Source organism: Azospirillum sp. A23 (assembly GCF_042938965.1).
GTDB lineage: Bacteria > Pseudomonadota > Alphaproteobacteria > Azospirillales > Azospirillaceae > Azospirillum > Azospirillum melinis.
The window spans coordinates 443,127-462,552 of sequence record NZ_CP170668.1 but is presented as its reverse complement, the minus strand read 5'-3'; the positions used below and the strand labels follow the sequence as shown (position 1 = coordinate 462,552).

Annotated in this window: 17 protein-coding genes; 14 read left to right on the top strand and 3 right to left on the bottom strand. The window is 67.2% G+C overall.

Going from position 1 to position 19,426, the window contains the following annotated elements:
• Positions 1-174: 174 nt before the first annotated feature.
• The 3 genes from ABNQ40_RS32440 to ABNQ40_RS32430 all read left to right on the top strand — a co-directional run bounded on the left by ABNQ40_RS32440 (position 175) and on the right by ABNQ40_RS32430 (position 5,395).
• On the top strand, positions 175-1,911 hold the full coding sequence (locus tag ABNQ40_RS32440) for a methyl-accepting chemotaxis protein (protein WP_391349207.1): 1,737 nt from the start codon (positions 175-177) through the stop codon (positions 1,909-1,911).
• A 149-nt stretch (positions 1,912-2,060) separates the two neighbouring features.
• Entirely contained in the window at positions 2,061-2,567 is a 507-nt protein-coding gene (locus tag ABNQ40_RS32435; RefSeq protein ID WP_109049952.1) for a hypothetical protein, read from the top strand.
• Positions 2,567-5,395 (top strand): EAL domain-containing protein, encoded by a 2,829-nt coding sequence (locus ABNQ40_RS32430; RefSeq protein ID WP_391349206.1) that lies wholly within the window; start codon positions 2,567-2,569, stop codon positions 5,393-5,395. Before ABNQ40_RS32435 ends, ABNQ40_RS32430 begins: the two co-directional genes overlap by 1 nt.
• Before the next feature lie 270 nt (positions 5,396-5,665).
• Here the strand turns inward: ABNQ40_RS32430 and ABNQ40_RS32425 are convergent, their stop codons facing one another.
• Positions 5,666-6,475 carry a hypothetical protein gene (locus ABNQ40_RS32425; protein WP_146255489.1) on the bottom strand — a complete coding sequence of 270 codons (810 nt, stop codon included), beginning with the start codon at positions 6,473-6,475 and terminating at the stop codon, positions 5,666-5,668.
• A gap of 314 nt (positions 6,476-6,789) precedes the next feature.
• On the opposite strand from ABNQ40_RS32425, the gene ABNQ40_RS32420 reads away from it, so the two are divergent.
• A complete protein-coding gene (locus tag ABNQ40_RS32420) occupies positions 6,790-7,512 on the top strand; it encodes a hypothetical protein (RefSeq protein ID WP_391349204.1) in 723 nt (240 codons plus the stop codon).
• 73 nt (positions 7,513-7,585) lie between these two features.
• On the opposite strand, the gene ABNQ40_RS32415 is transcribed toward ABNQ40_RS32420, so the two are convergent.
• Positions 7,586-8,902 carry an acetylornithine deacetylase/succinyl-diaminopimelate desuccinylase family protein gene (locus ABNQ40_RS32415; protein ID WP_391349203.1) on the bottom strand — a complete coding sequence of 439 codons (1,317 nt, stop codon included), beginning with the start codon at positions 8,900-8,902 and terminating at the stop codon, positions 7,586-7,588.
• Positions 8,903-9,049: 147 nt separating this feature from the next.
• Here ABNQ40_RS32415 and ABNQ40_RS32410 point away from each other — a divergent pair, with 147 nt between their 5' ends.
• The 3 genes from ABNQ40_RS32410 to ABNQ40_RS32400 all read left to right on the top strand — a co-directional run bounded on the left by ABNQ40_RS32410 (position 9,050) and on the right by ABNQ40_RS32400 (position 11,536).
• The gene (locus ABNQ40_RS32410; protein ID WP_391349202.1) at positions 9,050-9,901 is read left to right on the top strand and encodes a 2-keto-4-pentenoate hydratase; all 852 of its coding nucleotides are present in this window, start codon (positions 9,050-9,052) and stop codon (positions 9,899-9,901) included.
• 145 nt (positions 9,902-10,046) lie between these two features.
• Entirely contained in the window at positions 10,047-11,003 is a 957-nt protein-coding gene (locus ABNQ40_RS32405; protein ID WP_247879792.1) for a DMT family transporter, read from the top strand.
• 83 nt (positions 11,004-11,086) lie between these two features.
• Entirely contained in the window at positions 11,087-11,536 is a 450-nt protein-coding gene (locus tag ABNQ40_RS32400) for a DoxX family protein (protein WP_109049958.1), read from the top strand.
• 2 nt (positions 11,537-11,538) lie between these two features.
• On the opposite strand, the gene ABNQ40_RS32395 is transcribed toward ABNQ40_RS32400, so the two are convergent.
• Positions 11,539-12,054 carry an adenine phosphoribosyltransferase gene (locus tag ABNQ40_RS32395; RefSeq protein ID WP_109049959.1) on the bottom strand — a complete coding sequence of 172 codons (516 nt, stop codon included), beginning with the start codon at positions 12,052-12,054 and terminating at the stop codon, positions 11,539-11,541.
• A 300-nt stretch (positions 12,055-12,354) separates the two neighbouring features.
• On the opposite strand from ABNQ40_RS32395, the gene ABNQ40_RS32390 reads away from it, so the two are divergent.
• The 7 genes from ABNQ40_RS32390 to ABNQ40_RS32360 all read left to right on the top strand — a co-directional run bounded on the left by ABNQ40_RS32390 (position 12,355) and on the right by ABNQ40_RS32360 (position 19,416).
• Complete coding sequence (locus ABNQ40_RS32390) at positions 12,355-13,461, top strand: ABC transporter permease (RefSeq protein ID WP_391349199.1); 1,107 nt, start codon at positions 12,355-12,357, stop codon at positions 13,459-13,461.
• Positions 13,461-14,282: an ABC transporter ATP-binding protein gene (locus ABNQ40_RS32385; protein ID WP_109049961.1), complete on the top strand. Its 822-nt coding sequence runs from the start codon at positions 13,461-13,463 to the stop codon at positions 14,280-14,282. The genes ABNQ40_RS32390 and ABNQ40_RS32385 overlap by 1 nt, the downstream gene beginning before the upstream one ends.
• Positions 14,283-14,291: 9 nt before the next feature.
• Complete coding sequence (locus ABNQ40_RS32380; RefSeq protein ID WP_109049962.1) at positions 14,292-15,251, top strand: MlaD family protein; 960 nt, start codon at positions 14,292-14,294, stop codon at positions 15,249-15,251.
• Positions 15,248-15,904, top strand: coding sequence for an ABC-type transport auxiliary lipoprotein family protein (locus tag ABNQ40_RS32375; RefSeq protein WP_247879794.1), 657 nt, complete (start codon positions 15,248-15,250; stop codon positions 15,902-15,904). Before ABNQ40_RS32380 ends, ABNQ40_RS32375 begins: the two co-directional genes overlap by 4 nt.
• A 114-nt stretch (positions 15,905-16,018) precedes the next feature.
• Positions 16,019-16,783, top strand: coding sequence for a DUF6969 family protein (locus ABNQ40_RS32370; protein WP_109049963.1), 765 nt, complete (start codon positions 16,019-16,021; stop codon positions 16,781-16,783).
• Positions 16,784-16,945: 162 nt separating this feature from the next.
• Positions 16,946-18,082, top strand: coding sequence for a DUF2336 domain-containing protein (locus ABNQ40_RS32365; protein ID WP_109049964.1), 1,137 nt, complete (start codon positions 16,946-16,948; stop codon positions 18,080-18,082).
• Complete coding sequence (locus ABNQ40_RS32360) at positions 18,079-19,416, top strand: PAS domain-containing sensor histidine kinase (RefSeq protein ID WP_109049965.1); 1,338 nt, start codon at positions 18,079-18,081, stop codon at positions 19,414-19,416. The genes ABNQ40_RS32365 and ABNQ40_RS32360 overlap by 4 nt, the downstream gene beginning before the upstream one ends.
• Positions 19,417-19,426 lie beyond the last annotated feature (10 nt).

The following is a 19,426-nucleotide window of genomic DNA, read 5'->3' as shown; positions in this document are numbered from 1 at the left end:
AGAAAGTATCCGGGATAGACTATTAGTCTTCCCGGAGACTGTTTGCAACCACCGCTTGTTTTTACCTCGTTGGCCCAAACTTGTCAGGGGCGACAATTTTTGGTAAAATTCTTTCAATCTTGACGGGTGGCGCGGGAATGATCTTGCGCCACGCATGGCGTGATGGATGAAAGAATGAGTGGTGGCGCTGGCCGGCAGTTGGACGGGGATGCTTTCGGACTGGGGCAGGAAGAGCTCGGGCTGCTTGCCGGCATCGGCCGGGTCGCCCTCGACCGCCTTCCTGCATTGGCCGGCCGTTTCCTCGCCCACGCGGCCCTGACCGTCGAGTCGAAGCCCGATCTCACCCGCCTGCAGGCGGAGCTGACCGATCACTGGCGCCGGATGTTCCAGGATGCCGGCACTCCGCAGCATGCCGAACGCTGCCGCACCCTGGGCGATGCCTACGGCCGCATCGGCCTGACGCCGGCCGGCTGCACCGCCGCCTACGGCCTCATGCTCGGCGATCTGCTGGCCCTGGTTCAGGACGCCCTGTTCTGGCGGCGGGCGACGGCGCGCCGCTCCGCCGCGGCGGTGGCGCATGCGGTGGCCTGCGACATCGGCCGCACGCTTGCCGGCCTGGGCCCGCAGGCCGATGCCGCATCCCACGGCACGGAGTTCGGGAAACTCGCCGGCCAGTTGATGGACCGGACCGTGGACGCCGCCATCGCCATCAACGACTCCGCGGTGGCGACTGCACAGATGGTCGGACAGCTCCAGGCGGTGGACCACGAGTCGCAGGGCATCGCCGCGGCCACCGAGGAAACGGTGACCGGCATCCAGGAAATCGGCCGGCGCACCCGCGACATCGCCGATCAGGCCGCCGAAGTCCAGGCGGTGACGGTGGACGGCGGCCGCACCGTCGACGACGCCGTCAGGCGCATGGAGGAGATCGCCGGCGCGGTGGATGGGGCCGCCCGGCGCGTCGGCGAGCTGTCCATCGCTTCCGAACGCATTGCGGAGATCGTCTCCACCATCGAGGCCATCGCCAAGCAGACCAACCTGCTGGCGCTGAACGCCACCATCGAGGCGGCCCGTGCGGGGGAGGCCGGCAAGGGTTTCGCGGTGGTCGCCAGCGAGGTGAAGAATCTCTCCAACCAGACCGCCCGCGCCACGGAGGACATCCGCCTGCGCATCGACGCGCTGAAGGCGGAAATGAGCGCCATCGTCACCTCGATGGAGGAGGGGACGCGCGCCGTCGATGCCGGACAGCACGCGATCCGCGCCGTCAGCGAAAGCATGGCCGACATCGGCGGCCAGATCGGCCTCAACCGGCAGCGCATGGCCGACATCGCCGGCATCCTGACCCAGCAGTCGGCCGCCGCCAACGAGGTCGCCTCCGGCACGGCGCGCATCGCCGAAAGCAGCGCCGCCAACAGCGCCGCGATCCTGCGCAGCGTCCAGGCGACGCGCGGTGTCGAAAGCATGCTGGGCAGCCAGCTGTCGCTGCTGCTGGAACAGGACGTGCCGGGCAAGATCGTCAAGATCGCCAAGGTCGACCACGTCATCTGGAAGAAACGGCTGGCCGACATGCTGGTCGGGCTGGAGACCCTGCGGCCGGAGGAGCTGGCGAGCCACGAGGCCTGCCGGCTGGGCAAATGGTATTACGGCCCGTCCTCGCTGGCCTACCGCGCCCATCCCGCCTTCGGCCGGCTGGAAGCCCCGCACCGCGACGTCCACGACCATGGCAAAGCGGCCGCCCGTGCCTTCGCCGACGGCGACATGGAGCGCGCGCTGGCCGAGGTGGCGGAGGTGGAACGGTCGTCCAGGCAGGTGATCGACCTGCTCGACGACCTCGACAAGGCCGGCCCGGCGGGTGGTGCTGCGGGTGGTGTTGCGGGCGGTGCGACGCCGGCGTCCGCGGTCGGCTTCTGATCCGCCGCGGCGGCACGTCGCCGCATGGCGGTCAGCCGGTAATACTAACGATTGGAGATGGAACTGGTGTAATCTGGCCTCCGGGGCGTCGAGGGCGGCGGTCCGGATCAGGCGATGCGCGGGGGCGGTCCGTTGAGCGGAGGCGTGTGATGTCTAAGGTGACGGACGTCGTTCTTCGGATGGCCCGCAAATTGACCGAGGACATCGCGGCACTGGCCCGCCTGCGTGCCGGCGGCAAGCCGAAGACCTTTCCGCGATTCCGCGAAATCCGGGCGGCCTATCTCGATATCCAAGGCCTGATCTTCTCGATCCAGGAAAGGCTGGAGATCGCCGGCAAGGAACTGCCGTCGAATTTCCCGCAATGGGTGCTGCGGCAGAAGCTGAGCGCCATCGCCATCTTCACCGACATCAGCCATTCCTTCGTCAGCGACCCGCCGCTGGCGTTGACCGCCTCGCTGGGCGCCTTCGACGTGCTGGTCGCGGAACAGAAGGCCTTCAACGAGACCCTGCACACCTTCGACACCATGCTGATGGAAGCCGGCATCGACGACAAAATGGCCGACGAACTGGATGCCACCCGCAGCAAGATCGAACAGATCCTCGGCATGATCGAAAAGCTTCTGCTGACCAGCCCGAAGATCCTAGAGGAGTTCTGATGCCGGAACCGGCAGCCGATCCCAAGGCAGATCCCATTGCGGACAGCCCGTCGGCCTCCGGTCCGAACCCGACAGCCCGTCGTTTCCTGCGCAATCTCCACGTGCCGGTGGCCGTCCCCCTGCTGGCCCTGATTGTCGGCACCGGCCTGTCCCTGCTGGCGATGCTCCAGTCCGAGCGCCTGCTGGCCAGCGAGGAGGCGCACCGCTTCTCCGCACGGGTCGAGGAAATCCACGGCCAGCTGGCCGACCGCATCAAGGTGTACGAGCAGGTGGCGCGCAGCGCCGCCTCGCTGGCGATGACCTTCCCCGACCTGCACTGGACGCAGTGGAGCCGCTTCGTCGAGGCGCTCGACATGCCGCAGCGCTATCCCGGCATCATCTCCATCGCCTACGCCCGCGCCGTCGCGGCCGACCGGTCGGGCGATCTGGTGGCGTCGATGCGGGCCTCCGGCCTGACGGGTTTCCGCATCTGGCCGGAGCATGCCGGGGCGGACCGGGTGGTCAACATCTTCACCGCCCCGGTCAACGAGGGCAATGTGCGGGCCATCGGCTTCGACCTGATGTCGGAGGCGGTCCGGCGCTCGGCCGTCGAGCGGGCGCGCGACAGCGGCGAGCCGGCCGCCACCCGCGCGATCACCCTGAAGATCGACGAGGCGGCGGGGGCCAGGCCCGCCTTCATCCTGTTTCAGGCGACCTACCGCGGCGACCCCCTGCCGCCGTCGCTGGAGGCGCGCCGCGCCTCCTTCACCGGCGTGGTGCTGACCCCGGTCCGGATCGGCGCGCTGATCGACGGGCTGATCGACAGCCAACGTCCCGACACCGGTCTGGAGATCTACGACGTGGCGCCGGCGGAGGCCGAGTTTCCGCTCTACCGCAGCCACCGCCCGTTGGAGAGCAAGCCCACCCTCAGCCTGGACCGCGAGCTGCCGGTCGGCGGGCGCGTCTGGACCGTCCGCTACGACAGCCTTCCCGACGGCGTGATCACCGCTCATGACTGGGTGCCCGGCGCCCTGCTGGCGGTCGGCATCGCGCTCAGCATCGCGCTGTCGCTGGTCCTGCGCATGGTGCTGGTGATCCATTCCCGCGCGGTCGAACTGGCCGGCGAGATGACCGCCTCGCTGCGCCTGCAGGAAGCCGAACGGCAGCAGCTGTTCACCCAGGCGCCGCTGGGCATCGCGCTGGTCGGCACCGACGGGCTGGTGATGGACTGCAACCCGGCCTTCGCCAGCGCCGCCGGCCTGCCGCGGCACGACCTGCTCGGCACCGACGCCCGGCTGCGCTTCGGCGACCAGGCCTCGGTCTTCGCGCTGGAGGCGGCGCTGCATGGCGAGAGCGGCAAGCTCGAATCCGACCAGCCCCTGCTGATGGGGGGCCGGCGCAGCCATTTCAGCCTGCATTTCCAGCCGGTCACCGCCGGTGGCGCGCTGAAATTCGTCCTGGCCTTCGCCGAGGACATCGGCGAGAAGCGCCGGGCCGAGCAGCACATCCAGTATCTCGCCCATTTCGACGCGCTGACCGGCCTGCCCAACCGCGTCCTGCTCTACGACCGCATCGCCCAGGCCCTGCGCGAGGGGCGGCGCGACGGCACCAAGGTGGCGGTTCTGTTCATCGACCTCGACCGCTTCAAGGTGATCAACGACAGCCTGGGCCACAGCTTCGGCGACGAGGTTCTGCGCTCGGTGGCGCGCCGGCTCCAGGCGGGCCTGCGCGAATCCGACACGGTCGGCCGGCTGGGCGGCGACGAGTTCCTGATCGTCGTCCGCCGGGTGACGGAGCCGCTCGACGCCGCCCGCGTGGCGGAGAAGGTGGTGGCGCATCTGGCCAGCCCGTTTGCCGTCGGCGGCCAGAATTTCGTGGTGACGCCCAGCATCGGCATCAGCCTGTACCCGGACGATGCCGACGATCCCGAAGGGCTGATCCGCTGCGCTGACATCGCCATGTACCATGCCAAGGAGCAGGGGCGGAACGGCTTCCGCTTCGTCACCAAGGAGATGGGCGCCAAGTCGCGCGAGCGCCTGGATCTGGAGGGGGCGCTGCGTCAGGCGATCCGCGAGGGCGAGCTTTTCCTGGTCTACCAGCCCCAGGTCGACACCCTGACCGGCCGCATGGTCGGTCTGGAGGCGCTGGTCCGCTGGCGCCATCCCGAGGAGGGTCTGATCCTGCCCGGCCGTTTCCTGCCGGTGGCGGAGGAGACCGGGCTGGTTCTGGCGATGGGCGACTGGGTGCTGTTCGAGGCCTGCGCCCAGATCCGGCGCTGGCGCGCGCGCTTCGACCTGTCGATTCCGGTGGCGGTCAACGTCTCCGGCGCCCAGTTCCGCGACGGGCAGCTGCCGGCCAAGGTCGCCCGCGCGCTCGACGCCAACGGCCTCAGCGGTTCCGAGCTGGAGATCGAGGTGACGGAAAGCACGCTGATCGACGACGTCGAATCGGCGGCGGCCACCCTGGCGGCGTTGAAGCAGCGCGGTGTTCTGATCGCGCTGGACGATTTCGGCACCGGCTATTCCAGCCTCAGCTACCTGCACCGTCTGCCCATCGACAAGCTGAAGATCGACCGTTCCTTCATCCACGACCTGTCGATCGGCGCCAGCGACGCCTCCGTCCCGCGCGCCATCGTCGGTCTCGGCCGCAGCCTGGGCCTGTCGGTGATCGCCGAGGGGGTGGAGACGCAGGAGCAGTTGCAGCTGCTGCGCGATCTGGCCTGCGAAAGCTACCAGGGCTTCCTGTTCAGCCGCCCCATCCCGGCCGAAGAGGTGGAGCGGCTGCTGGAAAAGCTGACGGCGGTGCTGCCCCCCGTGCAGCCCCCCATGCAGACGGTGTCGGCGGAGTGATTGGGACTGCGGCGGTTGCAGCGTCGTGCGCTCAATGCGAAATGCGCGACGCTGCAACCTTTAGTTCGGTTATAAATGTTAAGTCTCACACAGATGCCGATCATATGCGATGCGGTCTGATGATCCGAGCATCAGAGCGATGACAAGTGCCAGCGTTTTGTGGTGGCTTTTGGGTGTACCGGTTTGTTTCATCCATGGCGCCTGTGAAATCTGAAATATATCGGAAATAATATCAAGTTTGTTTCCAGGAAAACCATGGAAACAATAAAACTACATTCCTTTGGCTGTTTTGAAGCCAAGCTCCGCACCGATAGCTCGGAGTTTCTTCGCCAAGCTCTTGAAATTAGCTTGCTTCCCTGAACATTTGACACATTGTGGCATGATCTTAAATTCTCGATCTGCAATTCCTGCAAAAAGAAGTAACCGTATTACATATGGCGTGTTAAATTCGCGAGGTGGTAAATGGTCCGCTGTATATCGAGTGTTTGCTGATGTCGTTGATTTTGATCCACAGATATGACAATGGAGAGTCTCTCCAATCCATTTTGCTCTGGCATGATCTGTTCGCTTCGATGAAGTGGGGACAACGTGATTCGGATTATAATGTGGGCCTCCGGTCAAATAATCGCCATTTTTATTGTATTCTTTTTCAAAATCCTCTAATGATTTTGTTTTATTTAATTTTGCTACAACAGAAGATTGCTTTCTGCAGCAATCAACGCAGGAAGGCAGCAACTTCCATTTTGGGAGGCCGCTGAAGACATTATGTTTGCTCTCAAATTCCTTAAACACCTTTCTTTTCATATTAAGGCTATAGGGTGGAATATGGTCCGCCACCCAGCCCGCGGCTCCATCTGCGCCCATCTTCTTTCCACAAGTCCAGCAACCATGTTTTTGGCCTGCCGACTGTAGCTTTTTACCTACAAGAGACGTTGCGGTAACTGGCCTCAAAGATAATTTTGGAGAATCTGAAAGTTTTCCTAAGGGAACGCCTTTGGTATGATACGCCATTGACTTCATATCTTTGTATATGTCCAATATTTTTTTCTTGTATTCCTCCTTCGTGTCCTCGTCGATCATAGGATCTTGTTTGCTTGACCGGAGTTTTGCGAGTACTTCCTTCCGTAGCATGAATTGCTCTCCAACTGATAAACGCAATATACTGATAGAAATAGGTCTTCGTTAAAAAATAGCTAAGCTGGCGTGACTGTGGAGCGATTCGATTGCAGGATTTTGAAGTATGTGCGGAGAATTGTTGAACTTGCATCTTGTCTTCAAGGCTGGCCGATCCAGCAACTGACCGAACTCCATTCCCACTTTCGCAAAACATCACCATGAAAGGAAAATTTTCCTGTAATCTCCCCCACAAGCCCCCTCACTTGTGGAGTCCCGCCATGCCCCTCGATCCCCGCAGCTTCACCGACGACAACTTCCCCCGCTGGGCCGAAGAGCCGCCGACCCCGTCCGAAGGCTCGCTGGTCCCCGGTTCGCAGTTCCATGAAGAACAGTGGATCATGGCTGCCGGCATGCTGGCGCGCGGCAACAGCTTCCTCCAGGTCTCGCGCTCCATGGGATGCAGCCGGACCACACTGTGGCGCGCCTATTACGGCTCCAAGGACTTTCGTCACAGGGTGTGGTGGGAGCGGCAGGCGCTGAACCGCGAGGCCGAACTGCGCCTGTCCTCGCTGCGGGTGCTGGTGGCCGAGCAGATCGAGCGGCTGGTCTCCGCCGGCGATCCCGCTACCGTCCGCTGGCTGGCCGAGCGGCTCGGCCTGTTCGCCGGCCTCGACCTGCCCGCGGCCAAGCGGCAGGCCGCCCAGCCCGACCGGCAGCCTGACCAACAGCCCGCCGCCAAACCGGCCCCCATGCCGGCCCCGAGACCGGAAGACCCGCCCGCCGTCATCGTCCCCGAACTGGATGACGACGCCATCCCCGGCGCCCTGCGCGAACGCCGCCCGCCCAGCCCGGCCCTGGTCGCCGCCGTCCTGGCCCAGCCGGAGGCGACGGGGCCGAAGGGCGTCTTCCCCTACACGCTCAACCAGTATGAGGAGTACCCCAACCTCAACCCCGGCCCGGTCAGCCGCCGCGCCACCGGTGCCTTCGCCGGCCGGCGGTAGATGGCCGGCGGTAGATGGAACGTCCGGCGGACCCTGTTCCACGCCGTTCCATCCGCCCGCAGAGCCGGAGCCGTCAGAAGCGCAGCCCGCCGCCGACCTCCGCAGCACTCCCCAGAAGACCCGTCGTCGCCAGCGCCATCACCTGCGCCGCCTTGACCATGTCGTCGATGCCGACCCATTCGTCGGGCTGGTGGGCGAGGTCGAGGATGCCTGGGCCATAGGCGATGCAGTCCTTCAACTGGCCGACGCGCACCACATGCTTCTGGTCGTAGGTGCCGGGGGACACCACATGCTGCGCCGGGCGGCCCAGCACAGTCTCGATGGCGGCGGCCACCGCCCGCACCACGGGGGCGTCGGCGTCGGTCATCGTCGGCAGGAAGGCCAGCACCTCGCGCAGCTCATAGTCGAAGCCGGGGCGGCTGCGGCGCAGATCCTCCAGGATGGCGACGATCTCGCCGCGGACCGCCTCGGGGTCTTCCTCGATCAGGTATCGGCGGTCGATCACCATGCGGCAGCGGTCGGGCACCATCGGGCTGGGCAGGCCGTCATGGTCCTCGCGCTGGCCGCCATGGATGGCGTTGATGTTGATGGTCGATTGGCGCGCCCCCTCCGGCACCACCGGCATGTCGGTGCGCTTGGCGGCGAGGCGGGGGATCAGCTCGGTCTCGATCCGGTGCAGCACGGCGCCCATGTGGCGCACCGCGCAGTTGCCGAGGAAGGGCATCGAGCCGTGGGCGACGCGGCCCTTGGTCTCGATCTCCGCCCACCAGACGCCGCGGTGGCCGATGCAGACGCGGTCGACGTTCAGCGGCTCCGGGATGATGACGTGATCGACCCTGGGCCGGGAGAAATAGCCGAGCTTCGCCAGATGCCCGACCCCGCCATAGCCGCCGGACTCCTCGTCCACCGTGCCGGAGATCTCCAGGGCGCCGGCCGTCAGCAGACCTTCCTCCAGCAGCGACTCCACGGCGATGATCGAGGCGGCGATGCCGCCCTTCATGTCGCAGGCGCCGCGGCCATAGACCCGTCCGTCCTTCACCACCCCGCCGAAGGGATCGACGGTCCAGCCCTGGCCGGCCGGCACCACGTCGATGTGGCCGTTGAAATGGACGCAAGCTCCCGGACGCGGCGCCTCGATGCGGGCGACGATGTTGGTGCGCGGATAGCGGTCGCTGTCGCCGGCCGCCCCCTCCGCCCGCACATACTCCACCGCGAATCCGCGCGCCGCCAGCCGTCGGCCGATCAATTCGGCGCAGTCGGTGTAGACGTCGCCCGGCGGGTTGACGGTGGGGATGCGGATCAGATCCTGCGTCAGCGCGACCAGATCGTCGCGCCGCGATTCGATCCGGCGGAACAGCAGCTTGGTTGCGGCGTCGGTGTCGGAACGCATGGCCTCTCCCGCGGCAAGGACGCCGCCAGTGTCGCCGCATCCCGATGGTCCGTCCACCCCGCCTTTCGGGAAGCGTTCTGGTGCAGCGCACTTTCCCGGATCGTCCGGGGCCGCTACAGTCGCGGCGCCTCTCAGTGGAGATCCTCTATGACCGTCACGCATCCCATCGGGCTGAGCGCCCCGACCCTGGCCGACCCGGTGATCGCCGAGGCTGCGGCCCGCTTCGTCGACGCCCGCCGCAGCGCGACCGGCCTTGCCGATTTCCCCGGCCCGCTGCCGGCCGACCTCGCCACTGCCTACGCCATCCAGGCGACGGCGACTGCCGCCTGGCCCGACGAGGTCGCCGGCTGGAAGGTGGCGCGGGTGCCGCCGGCCCTGGAGGAGACGCTGGGCGCCATGCGCTACATCGGCCCGATCTTCGCCGGCACCGTGGTGACGGGCGCTGGCGGTCCCCTGACCTTCCCGGTCATCCCCGGCGGCTTCGGTGCGGTGGAGGCGGAATTCGCGGTGCGCATCGCCGCCGACGCCCCCGCCGACAAGCTGGATTACAGCCCGGCGGAGGCCGCCGCCTTCATCGCCGCCGTCCATGCCGCCATCGAGGTGGCGGGCGGTCCGCTGGCCCCGGTCAACACGCTCGGCCCGACCGCCTCCACCGCCGTCTTCGGCAACAACAACGGCCTGATCGTCGGCGAGGAGATCGTCGGCGGCGTCGAGGGCAGCGACGCACTCAGGGCCGAGGTGCTGATCGACGGGCAGAGCGTCGGCGTCGGCAGCAGCGCCAAGCTGCCGGGCGGCATCGCCGCCGCGGTCGCGGTGGCGCTGAGCATCGCGGTCCGGCTGGGCCGTCCGCTGAAGGCCGGGCAATGGATCTCCACCGGTGCCCTGACCGGCGTGCACGCCATCGCCATCGGCCAGCAGGCGCGGATTACCTTCACCGGCCTGGAGCCGATGTCCGGCACCGCCGTCGCAGCAGGCCCAGCAGGGGCAGCGGGCGCCTGACGGTTCACTCCCTTCACCATCAGCACCGCGGCTGGTGCAATCCAGGGTATGGCGCCGGTCATGGCCCGACACGGCCTTGACGGAAGCCAAATGGCGGCGGGGATGCTTGAATGGCCTCCCCCCTCCAGTCCCCGGATCTTTCCCCTTGTCCCAGCCCAGCCTGTCCTCCGAAGCGACCGCGCCCGACCTGTCCGGAGCGCGCCTGCTGCCCGTCCAGATGCTGGCCGGTCTGGGGCTTGCCGTGGCCGGGGTGGTCGCCTTCTCGCTGCGGCCGGTCATCATCAAGCTGGCCTACCGCTACAATGTCGATCCGGTCACGCTGATCATGCTGCGCATGGTCTTCGCGTTGCCCTTCTTCCTGGGCATGGCGCTGTGGTCGGGTGCGAGGAAAGGGGAAAAGACACCGATTACCGGACGCGACCTCGCCCTGACGGTGGCGCTGGGCGTCACCGGCTATTACGCCGCCAGCTTCTGCGATTTCCTGGGCTTGCGCTATGTCACGGCCGGGATGGGGCGGCTGCTGCTGTTCCTCTACCCGACCATCGTCGTGCTGCTGTCGGCCCTGTTCCTCGGCAAACGGATCGGCCTGCGCGAGGTGGTGGCGCTGGTCGTCTCCTATGCCGGCGTCGCCCTGGTGGTCTGGTCGGAGATCGGGACCGGCCATCCCGACTTCGCGACCGGCGCGGCGCTGGTCTTCATGGGCGCCTTCCTCTATTCGATCTATCTGGTCGGCAGCAGCCGGGTGGTTCAGCGGATCGGCTCCATGCGCTTCACCGCATATGCGATGACGGCGGCCTGCCTGTGCTGCATCCTGCAATTCCTGGTGCTGCGGCCCTTGTCGGCGCTGGACCTGCCGCTGCCGGTCTATGGGCTGTCGGCGGTGATGGCGGTGGTCTGCACCGTGCTGCCGGTGCTGATGACGGCGGAGGCGCTGCGGCGCGTCGGCCCCAATCTGGTGGCGCTGAGCGGCGCCATCGGCCCGGTCTCCGCCGCGGTCTTTGGCTATCTGGTGCTGGCCGAACCGATGGGCTGGCTGCAGTTGGCCGGCGCCGCCCTGACCGTCGCCGGCGTCATGATCATTTCGCTGTGGAAGACGGCCTGAGTTTTTCCCCTGAGTTTTTCGGTGGGAATAACCGTGCGCCTTCCGTCGTCTCATCTTCCAACAGAATGAAAAGGGTATCCGAGATGACGAACTATGCGACCACACCGGCGGGATACGGCGCCGCCACCACCGGGCAGGACGCGCTGCTGCTGGCGGCCCGCGTGCTGCTGGGCGCCATCTTCGTGCAAAGCGGTTTCGGCAAGCTGATGGCGCTCAGCGGCTTCATCGCCGGGATGGAGAGCCAGGGCGTGCCGATGGCCACCATCGTCGCCCCCATCGGTGCCCTGGTGGAGGCGTTCGGCGGGCTGGCCATCGTGCTGGGCGCCTGGACCCGGCTGGCGGCTCTGCTGGTCGCGGTCTTCACCGTCGCCGCGACGCTGATCGCCCACCGCTATTGGGAAGCGGCGCCCGACGCCGCGAAGATGCAGCAGATCCAGTTCATGAAGAACCTCGCCATCATCGGCGGCTTCCTCTCGCTGGTCGCATCCGGCGGCGGGCGCTTCAGCGTCGACGGCTGGCTCAGCCGGCGCTGACCTCAGGAATCGTACGCCATCAGCGAGACGCTGGGCACGTCGATCCGGTCGCGGCCATTCAGGAAGGTCAGCTCCACCAGGAAGGCGGCGGCGCGGACGTCGGCGCCGACCTGGCGCAGCAGGCTGATGGCTGCGGCCATGGTGCCGCCGGTCGCCAGCAGGTCGTCCAGCACCACCACGCGCTGGCCGGGCTTCACCGCGTCGGCCTGCACCTCGATGGTGTCGGTGCCGTATTCGAGGTCGTAGGAATGGGCGATCTTGTCGCCCGGCAGCTTGCCGTGCTTGCGCACCATGACGAACCCGATGCCCAGCGTCAGCGCCAGCGGGGCGGCGACCAGAAAGCCGCGCGATTCGATCCCGACCAGCAGGTCCGGCTTGTGCGGGCGCACCGCCTCGGCCAGCGCGTCGATGGCGGCCCTCCAAGCGGCTCCGTTCGCCAGCAGCGGCGAGACGTCGTAGAACAGGATACCGGGCTTCGGGAAATCCGGGATGTCGCGGATATGGTCTTTGAAGTTCATCGGAGGTCTTGTCCGTAAAGAATCGCACGCCGGCATGCATGGCCCGGTCCGCCTTCCGGCACTCTAGCGGCTGACCACCCCGCCGCAAAGCCGTGATATGGACGCAGAGACGATACGGCCACGCCCCGGATTTGCCGGATGGGGTTGACCATCCGGCGATGCTCCGCCACGTTCCAGACGTGCCGGCCAAACGTACCGGTCGATGTGCGGATGCGTGCGGCGGAGCCTGTGGCAGCGACTTTGGCGAAGGACGGAGCGGCGAAGGATGGGGCCCGGATCGAAGCCGGGAACGATCCGGGCTTGGCCGACGGCGGGTGGCGGATCGCCGCCGGCGGGCGCTGGACCCTGCAATGGGCGACGGCCGCGTCGGATGCGCTGGACCGTGCGCCCAAGCCGCCGGGCGGTGCCGCGGTGCGGCTCGATCTGGCGCAGGTGGAGGCGCTCGACACCGTCGGCGCCTATCTGCTGAACCGCTTGGCCGAACGGCTGGGGGCCGACGGGCATGCCGTGTCGGTTGCCGGTTTGCGGCCGGAACATTCCGCCCTGTTCGATGCGGTGCGTGACGCCGGCAAGGCGCCGCCGCACCCGATCGAACGCGAACACCACCCGATCCTCGACATGGTGGTGCGCACCGGCCAGACGACGGTGAACGCCGCCAGAGAAATCCTCGATCTCGTCGGTTTCCTCGGCCTCGTCACCGTCACCTTCGCCCGGCTGATCCTGCGCCCGTCGCGCCTGCGGCTGACCTCCGTCCTGTTCCACATCGAGCAGACCGGGCTGAACGCCCTGCCGATCCTGGGGCTGCTGTCCTTCCTGATCGGCGTGGTGCTGGCCTTCCAGGGGGCGGACCAGCTGAAGCGCTTCGGGGCGGAGCTGTATGTGGTGAACCTGCTGGGCATCTCCGTCCTGCGCGAGATCGGCATCCTGATGACGGCGATCATCGTCGCCGGTCGCTCCGGTTCCGCCTTCACCGCGCAGATCGGCACCATGAAGGTCAACCAGGAGGTCGACGCCATCGGCACCATGGGCCTCGACCCGGTGGAACTGCTGGTGGTGCCGCGGGCGCTGGCGTTGATGATCACCCTGCCGTTGCTGGCCTTCTACGCCGACGTGATGGGGCTGTTCGGCGGCGCCGTGATGGCCTACGCCACGCTGGACATCACCTTCGGGCAGTTCATCCGCCAGCTTCACAGCGCCGTCGGCATCAACACGGTGATCGCCGGCCTGATCAAGGCGCCGGTCTTCGCCCTGGTGATCGCCATGGTCGGCTGCTACGAGGGGCTGAAGGTCTCCGGCAGTGCGGAGAGCGTCGGCATCATGACCACCAAGGCGGTGGTGGAAGGCATCTTCCTGGTCATCGTCATCGATGCGGTGTTCTCCGTCCTCTTCTCCATGCTGGGGGTGTGATGACCGGCGCTCCCGTCATCCGCGTGCGCGGACTGGTCACCCGCTTCGGCCCGCAGACCGTCCATGACGGCCTCGACCTCGATGTCGAGCGGGGGGAGGTGCTGGGCGTCGTCGGCGGCTCCGGCACCGGCAAGTCGGTGCTGCTGAAGGAGATCCTCGGCCTGATCGACCCCGCCGCCGGCCGGATCGAGCTGCTGGGCCACGACACCGCCGACCTGGACCGGGCGGAGCGCGCGGCGTTGCAGGCCCGCACCGGCGTGCTGTTCCAGAACGGCGCCCTGTTCAGCTCGATGACAGTGGCGGAAAATGTGATGCTGCCGCTGAAGGAGCACACCGGCCTGCCCCCGGCGCTGATTGCCGAGGTGGCGCGGGTGAAAATCGCCATGGCCGGGCTGCCGCCCGATGCCGGCACCAAGCATCCGGCCCAGCTGTCGGGCGGCATGATCAAGCGCGCCGGCCTCGCCCGCGCCCTGGCGCTCGACCCCGACATCCTGTTCCTGGACGAGCCGACCGCCGGCCTCGACCCCATCGGTGCCGCCGCCTTCGACACGCTGATCCAAGGTTTGCAGCGCAGCCTGGGGCTGACCGTCTTCATGGTCACCCACGATCTGGACAGCCTGACCTCCATCTGCGACCGCATCGCCGTGCTGGTCGACAAGAAGATCCGGGTGGGCACCCTGGCCCAGCATCTGGCCGACCCCCACCCGTGGATTCACGATTATTTTCATGGACCGCGCGGCCGCGCGGCCCTCGACGCCAAAGAGCGCAATCAGGCTCGACGCCACGAAGAAGAAGACGCCAGGCGTCTTGCGAAAGGGTAGGGGCACGTCATGGAAACCCGCGCCAGCTACATTCTGGTCGGCAGCTTCGTGCTGGCTCTGGTCGCCGGCCTGCTGGTCTTCACCGCCTGGATCGCCAAGGTCCAGCTCGATGAAACGCGCGAGACCTACCGCATCTATTTCACCGGCTCCGTCACCGGGTTGCAGCAGGGCAGCCCGGTGCGCTACCGCGGCGTGCCGGTGGGAACCGTGTCGGACATCCGGCTCGACCCCGACAACGTGACGCGGGTCCGGGTGACGATCATGGTGCAGAACGGTACGCCGATCATGTCCGATTCCATCGCTTCGCTGGAGGTTCAGGGCATCACCGGCGGCGCCTACGTCCAGATCTCCGGCGGGAATGTGGGGGGCAAGCGCCTGACCGCCACCGACGCCGACGGCGTGCTGACCATCCCGTCGCGGCCCAGCTCGCTGACCGCGGTGGTCGACAGCGCGCCGCAGCTGGTCAACCGCTCGCTGGAGGTCATCACCAAGCTGGGCGAGATGCTGAACGGCGAGAACCAGAAGGCCATCGGCGACATCCTGGCCAACGCCCGCACCATCAGCGCCGAGCTTGCCCGCGCTAGCGCCGGCCTGGAGGAAACCATGACCCAGGCGCGCCAGACCCTGCACGGCTTCGAGACGGTAGGACCCCAGCTTGACCGCACGCTGGCGCAGGCGCACGACACGCTGGCGACGGTCGATGGCACCGCCAAGCAGCTGGGCGGCGAGACGCGCGAGCTGTTGCGCTCGCTGAAGCGCACGTCGGACACGCTGAATTCGCTGGTCGCCGAAAACCGCGAGCCGGTGCGCGACTTTACCGCCACGGGGCTGTATGAATTGACGCTGTTGATCACCCAGCTGCGCGATCTGTCCGGACAGCTGTCGCGGGTGGTCACCCGGATCGAGAACGACCCGTCGAACTTCCTCTTCGGCGGGACGCGGCAGGGCGTGGAGGTGCGTGGGAAATGAGGCGGGTGACCATGGTGCGGAGCGGGTTTGCAGGGGCTGTCGTGCGCGGGATGTGCGGGGCGGCCCTGCTGCTGGGGCTGGCCGCCTGTTCGACGCTGAACCCGACGGCACCGCATCTCTACACCCTGACCCCGCGGGCCAGCGTCGCCGCCGGCCCGAAGGCCGACTGGCAGCTGCTGGTGGAGACGCCGGCGGCTGCGGCGGGGATCGACACGCCGCGCATCGCGCTGGCCCGCACGCCGACCTCGCTCGACTATTTCGCCGACGTGTCCTGGGCCGACCGGGCGCCGAACATGGTGCAGGGGTTGATCGTCCAGACCTTCGAAGACAGCGGCCGCATCGTCTCGGTCGGGCGCGACACGGTGGGGTTGCGCTCCGACTATGTGCTGAAGTCGGAACTGCGCGATTTCCAGGCGGAATACGCCACACCGGGGGCGGCCATGCCGGATCGGGTGCATGTGCGGCTGTCGGCCAAGCTGGTCGCCATGCCGCGCCGGACCATCGAGGCCGGCGAGACCTTCGAGGCGTCGGCCCCGGTGCGCGGCCGCTCCTTCACCGATGTGATCGCCGCCTTCGACCAGGCGCTGGGGCAGGTCACCAGCGAACTGGTCAGCTGGTCGCTGTCGCAGCGCGTCCGCCCTTCCGGCAGCTGATGGCCGGGAAGCGCAGGCGGGGCTGCAACCGCAGGTGCGATGTCCGAAAAGACCTTGCCACGCCCGCATAGCCGCGTACGTAATAGGGATGTTCGCGCAGCGCAGGATCGGGCGATGACGGATTTGTCGGACGTGTCCCGGGAGGAGTTGGAGGCGATGGCCGAGGCGGGACGCGAAGTGCGCCTGTGCCAGCGTGTTCTCGCCAAGACCGGCGACACTGTGGTGGGCGAGCTTCTGCGCGGCCATGGCACGCTGTACGAGTGGAAGCATTATCCGCCGGGCGATGTCTACGACGCCGAGTTCCATGCCCAGTATTATTACCACTGCCATCCCGAAGGCGAGCGGCCGCACGGCGAGCATGGCCATTTCCACACCTTCCTGCGCCCGCACGGCATGCCGCCGGGCCTGCGGCCGGCGCCGCTGGCCGATTTCGTGGCGCCTGACAACGACAACGACGCGTTGTCCCACCTGATCGGCATCGCCATGGACGTCGCCGGCCAGCCGGTTCGGCTGTTCACCACCAACCGCTGGGTGACGGGTGAGACCTGGTACAAGGCGGACGACGTGATCGCCATGCTCGACGCCTTCGAGATCGATCACGCCCGGCCGTCCTGGCCGGCCAACCGCTGGATCACGGCAATGATGCGGCTTTTCCGCCCGACCGTCGTTGCCCTGCTGCGCGAACGCGACACCGCCATCCGGCGCTGGGCCGACAGCCATCCCGACGCTTACGTCTATGAGGACCGCGGGCTGGAGGTCGCCTCGCAGCGCCACATCTCGGTGGAGCAGCAGATCGCCGAGGTGGCGCTGCAGCTGCGCGGGACGCGCCGCCGCGGCTCCATCCTGCCGGAACCGCCCAGCTTCGTCGAAATGCCGTGATCCGCCTCCCGGCCGTTGGACTTATGACCGCAGGGCGTTAAGGAAGGTTCAACCGTTTCGGAAGATCCTGAACGTGTGGACAAGTCTCCGCCCACACCCGCGCGGGTTTTGCGTTCCGCGTCCAATATGGAGACGGACCAGGGCAGGAAGGGTCCGGGACCCATGAGTGACGATTTCAAGTCGGGTCATCTGACACAGCAGGACGTGGCGCGCCTTCTGGCCGACCCGTCGCCGAACAGCCGGACCGATCTGGCCGCCAAGCTGTCCCAGCAGTTCGACAGCCCCGAGCTGTCGCAGGCGGAGCGCAAGCTGGCGGAGGACATCATCCGCGTCATGGTCAAGGACACGGTCCTGCGTGTCCGCCAGACCCTGGCGGAAAACCTGAAATCCAACCCCTCCCTGCCGCGGGACGTCGCCCTGACCCTGGCCCGCGACGTGGAGGCGGTGGCGATTCCGGTGCTGAGCGTCTCCACCGTGCTGACTCCGGCCGATCTGGTCGAGATCGTGCGCTCCGGTGCCGACGCCAAGAGCACCGCCATCGCCCAGCGCCCGACCGTGCCGGCCGCCGTCGCCGACGCGCTGATCGAAAGCGGGTCCGAACGCGCGGTCGCAGCATTGGTCGCCAACGAGGGGGCGGAACTGGGCGAGCAGAGCCTGGGCCGCGTCATCGACCGTTTCGGCGCCAGCGAGGCGGTGCAGGACCCGCTGGTCCACCGCTCCAGGCTTCCGATCACCATCGCCGAACGGTTGGTGGCGGTGGTGTCGGAACGGCTGCGTCAGCATCTGGTCTCGCATCACGAACTGCCGTCGAAGGTCGCGTCGGAGCTGATCCTGCAGAGCCGCGAGCGGGCGACCGTCGCCCTGTTCACCGGTGAAAGCGACGAAGGGGCGCTGGACCGTCTGGTGACGCAGCTTGCCCGCACCGGCCGCCTGACGCCGTCGCTGCTGGTCCGTTCGCTGTGCACCGGCGACATCGCCTTCTTCGAGACGGCGATGTCGCGCATGGCGAATGTGCCGATGACCAATGCCCGGCTGCTGATCCACGATGCCGGCCGGCTTGGGCTGAAGTCTCTGTACGACAAGGCCAAGCTGCCGCCGGCTCTGCTGCCGGCCTGCCGCATCGCCATCGACGTGCTGAAGGAGACCCCCTATGACGGCGAGCCGGGCGACCGCGAACGCCACCGCCGCCGCGTCATCGAGCGCATCCTGACCCAGTATGAGGATCTGGCGCCGGAGGATCTGGAATTCCTGCTGGCGAAGCTGGGCGACATGATGCAGCCGGAAAACGCGGCGGCGTGACCAACCCGACCTTTTTCTCCGGTCCGGGCCAGCCGGCGGGCGGCGGTCCGGCCGACACCGTCCGCCGGCTGGAACGCCGCATCGCCGAATTGGAATCCGCTTTGCGCCAGAGCGAGGCGCGGGCCGGCGAAGCACGCTTCCGATCGCTGTTGCGGACGGCGGCCAGCATCATCCTGGTTCTGGGCGACGACGGCCGCATCGTGGAGGCCAACCGCGACGCCGAGCGCGCCTTCGGGCTGGAAGCCGGCAGTGCCATCGGCCGTCTCTGGGCCGAGGCGATGAGGGAGCAGCCGACCGGCCCCTTCGCCGCCCAGCTTGCCGTCGCCGCGATGGGCACGGAGGTCCGCAACTTCGAGCAGGTGCTGCGCGAGCAGGACTGCATGAGTGAGCGGGTGCTGCTGTGGAACCTGAACCGCCTGCCGAAGGCCGACGGCGTTTCTGCCGGCATTCTGTGCGTCGGCCAGGACATCACCCGGCGCAAGCGGGCCGAACTGGCCCTGCGGCAGGCCCGTGACGAGTTGGAGATGCGGGTGGCCGAGCGCACCCGCGCGCTGATGCAGGAGGTTCAGGAACGCCGCCGCGCCGAGCAGGCACTGATCCAGGCCAAGGAGCAGGCCGAACTGGCCAACCGCGCCAAGAGCGAGTTCCTGGCCAACATGAGCCATGAGCTGCGCACGCCGCTGAATGCCATCATCGGCTTTTCCTCGATGATGGAGAGCGAGATCGTCGGGCCGCTCGGCCATCCCAAATATCTCGACTATGCCAAGGTGATCGGCAAGTCGAGCCAGCATCTGCTGGCGGTCATCAGCGACATCCTGGACGTCGCCAAGATCGAGGCCGGCAAGCTGGAAATGCACCCCCAGCCGATGGATGTCCGCGACGCGGTGGAAAGCTCGCTCCTGCTGATCGCCGAGCGGGCGGAGGAGGGCGGACTGGCCCTGTCCCAGGACATTGCCCCCGACACCCCCCACCTGCTGGGCGACCCGGTGCGGGTGAAGCAGATCCTGCTGAACCTGCTGAGCAATGCGGTGAAGTTCACCCCCGTCGGCGGCAGCGTCGCCCTGCGGGTCCGTCCGGAGGGCGACCGCATCCTGATCGAGGTCGCGGACAGCGGGATCGGCATGAGCGCGGAGGGCATCGCCATCGCCCTGCAACCCTTCGGTCAGGTCGACAGCCAGCTGTCCCGACGGTCCGGCGGCACCGGACTGGGCCTGCCGCTCGTGCGGTCCTTCGTCGATCTGCTGAACGGCACGCTGGACATCCGCAGCCGCGAAGGGGAAGGCACGACGGTCAGCGTGCGCCTGCCGGTGGCGTTGCCGTACGACAGGGAATAGCCAGGGCCCG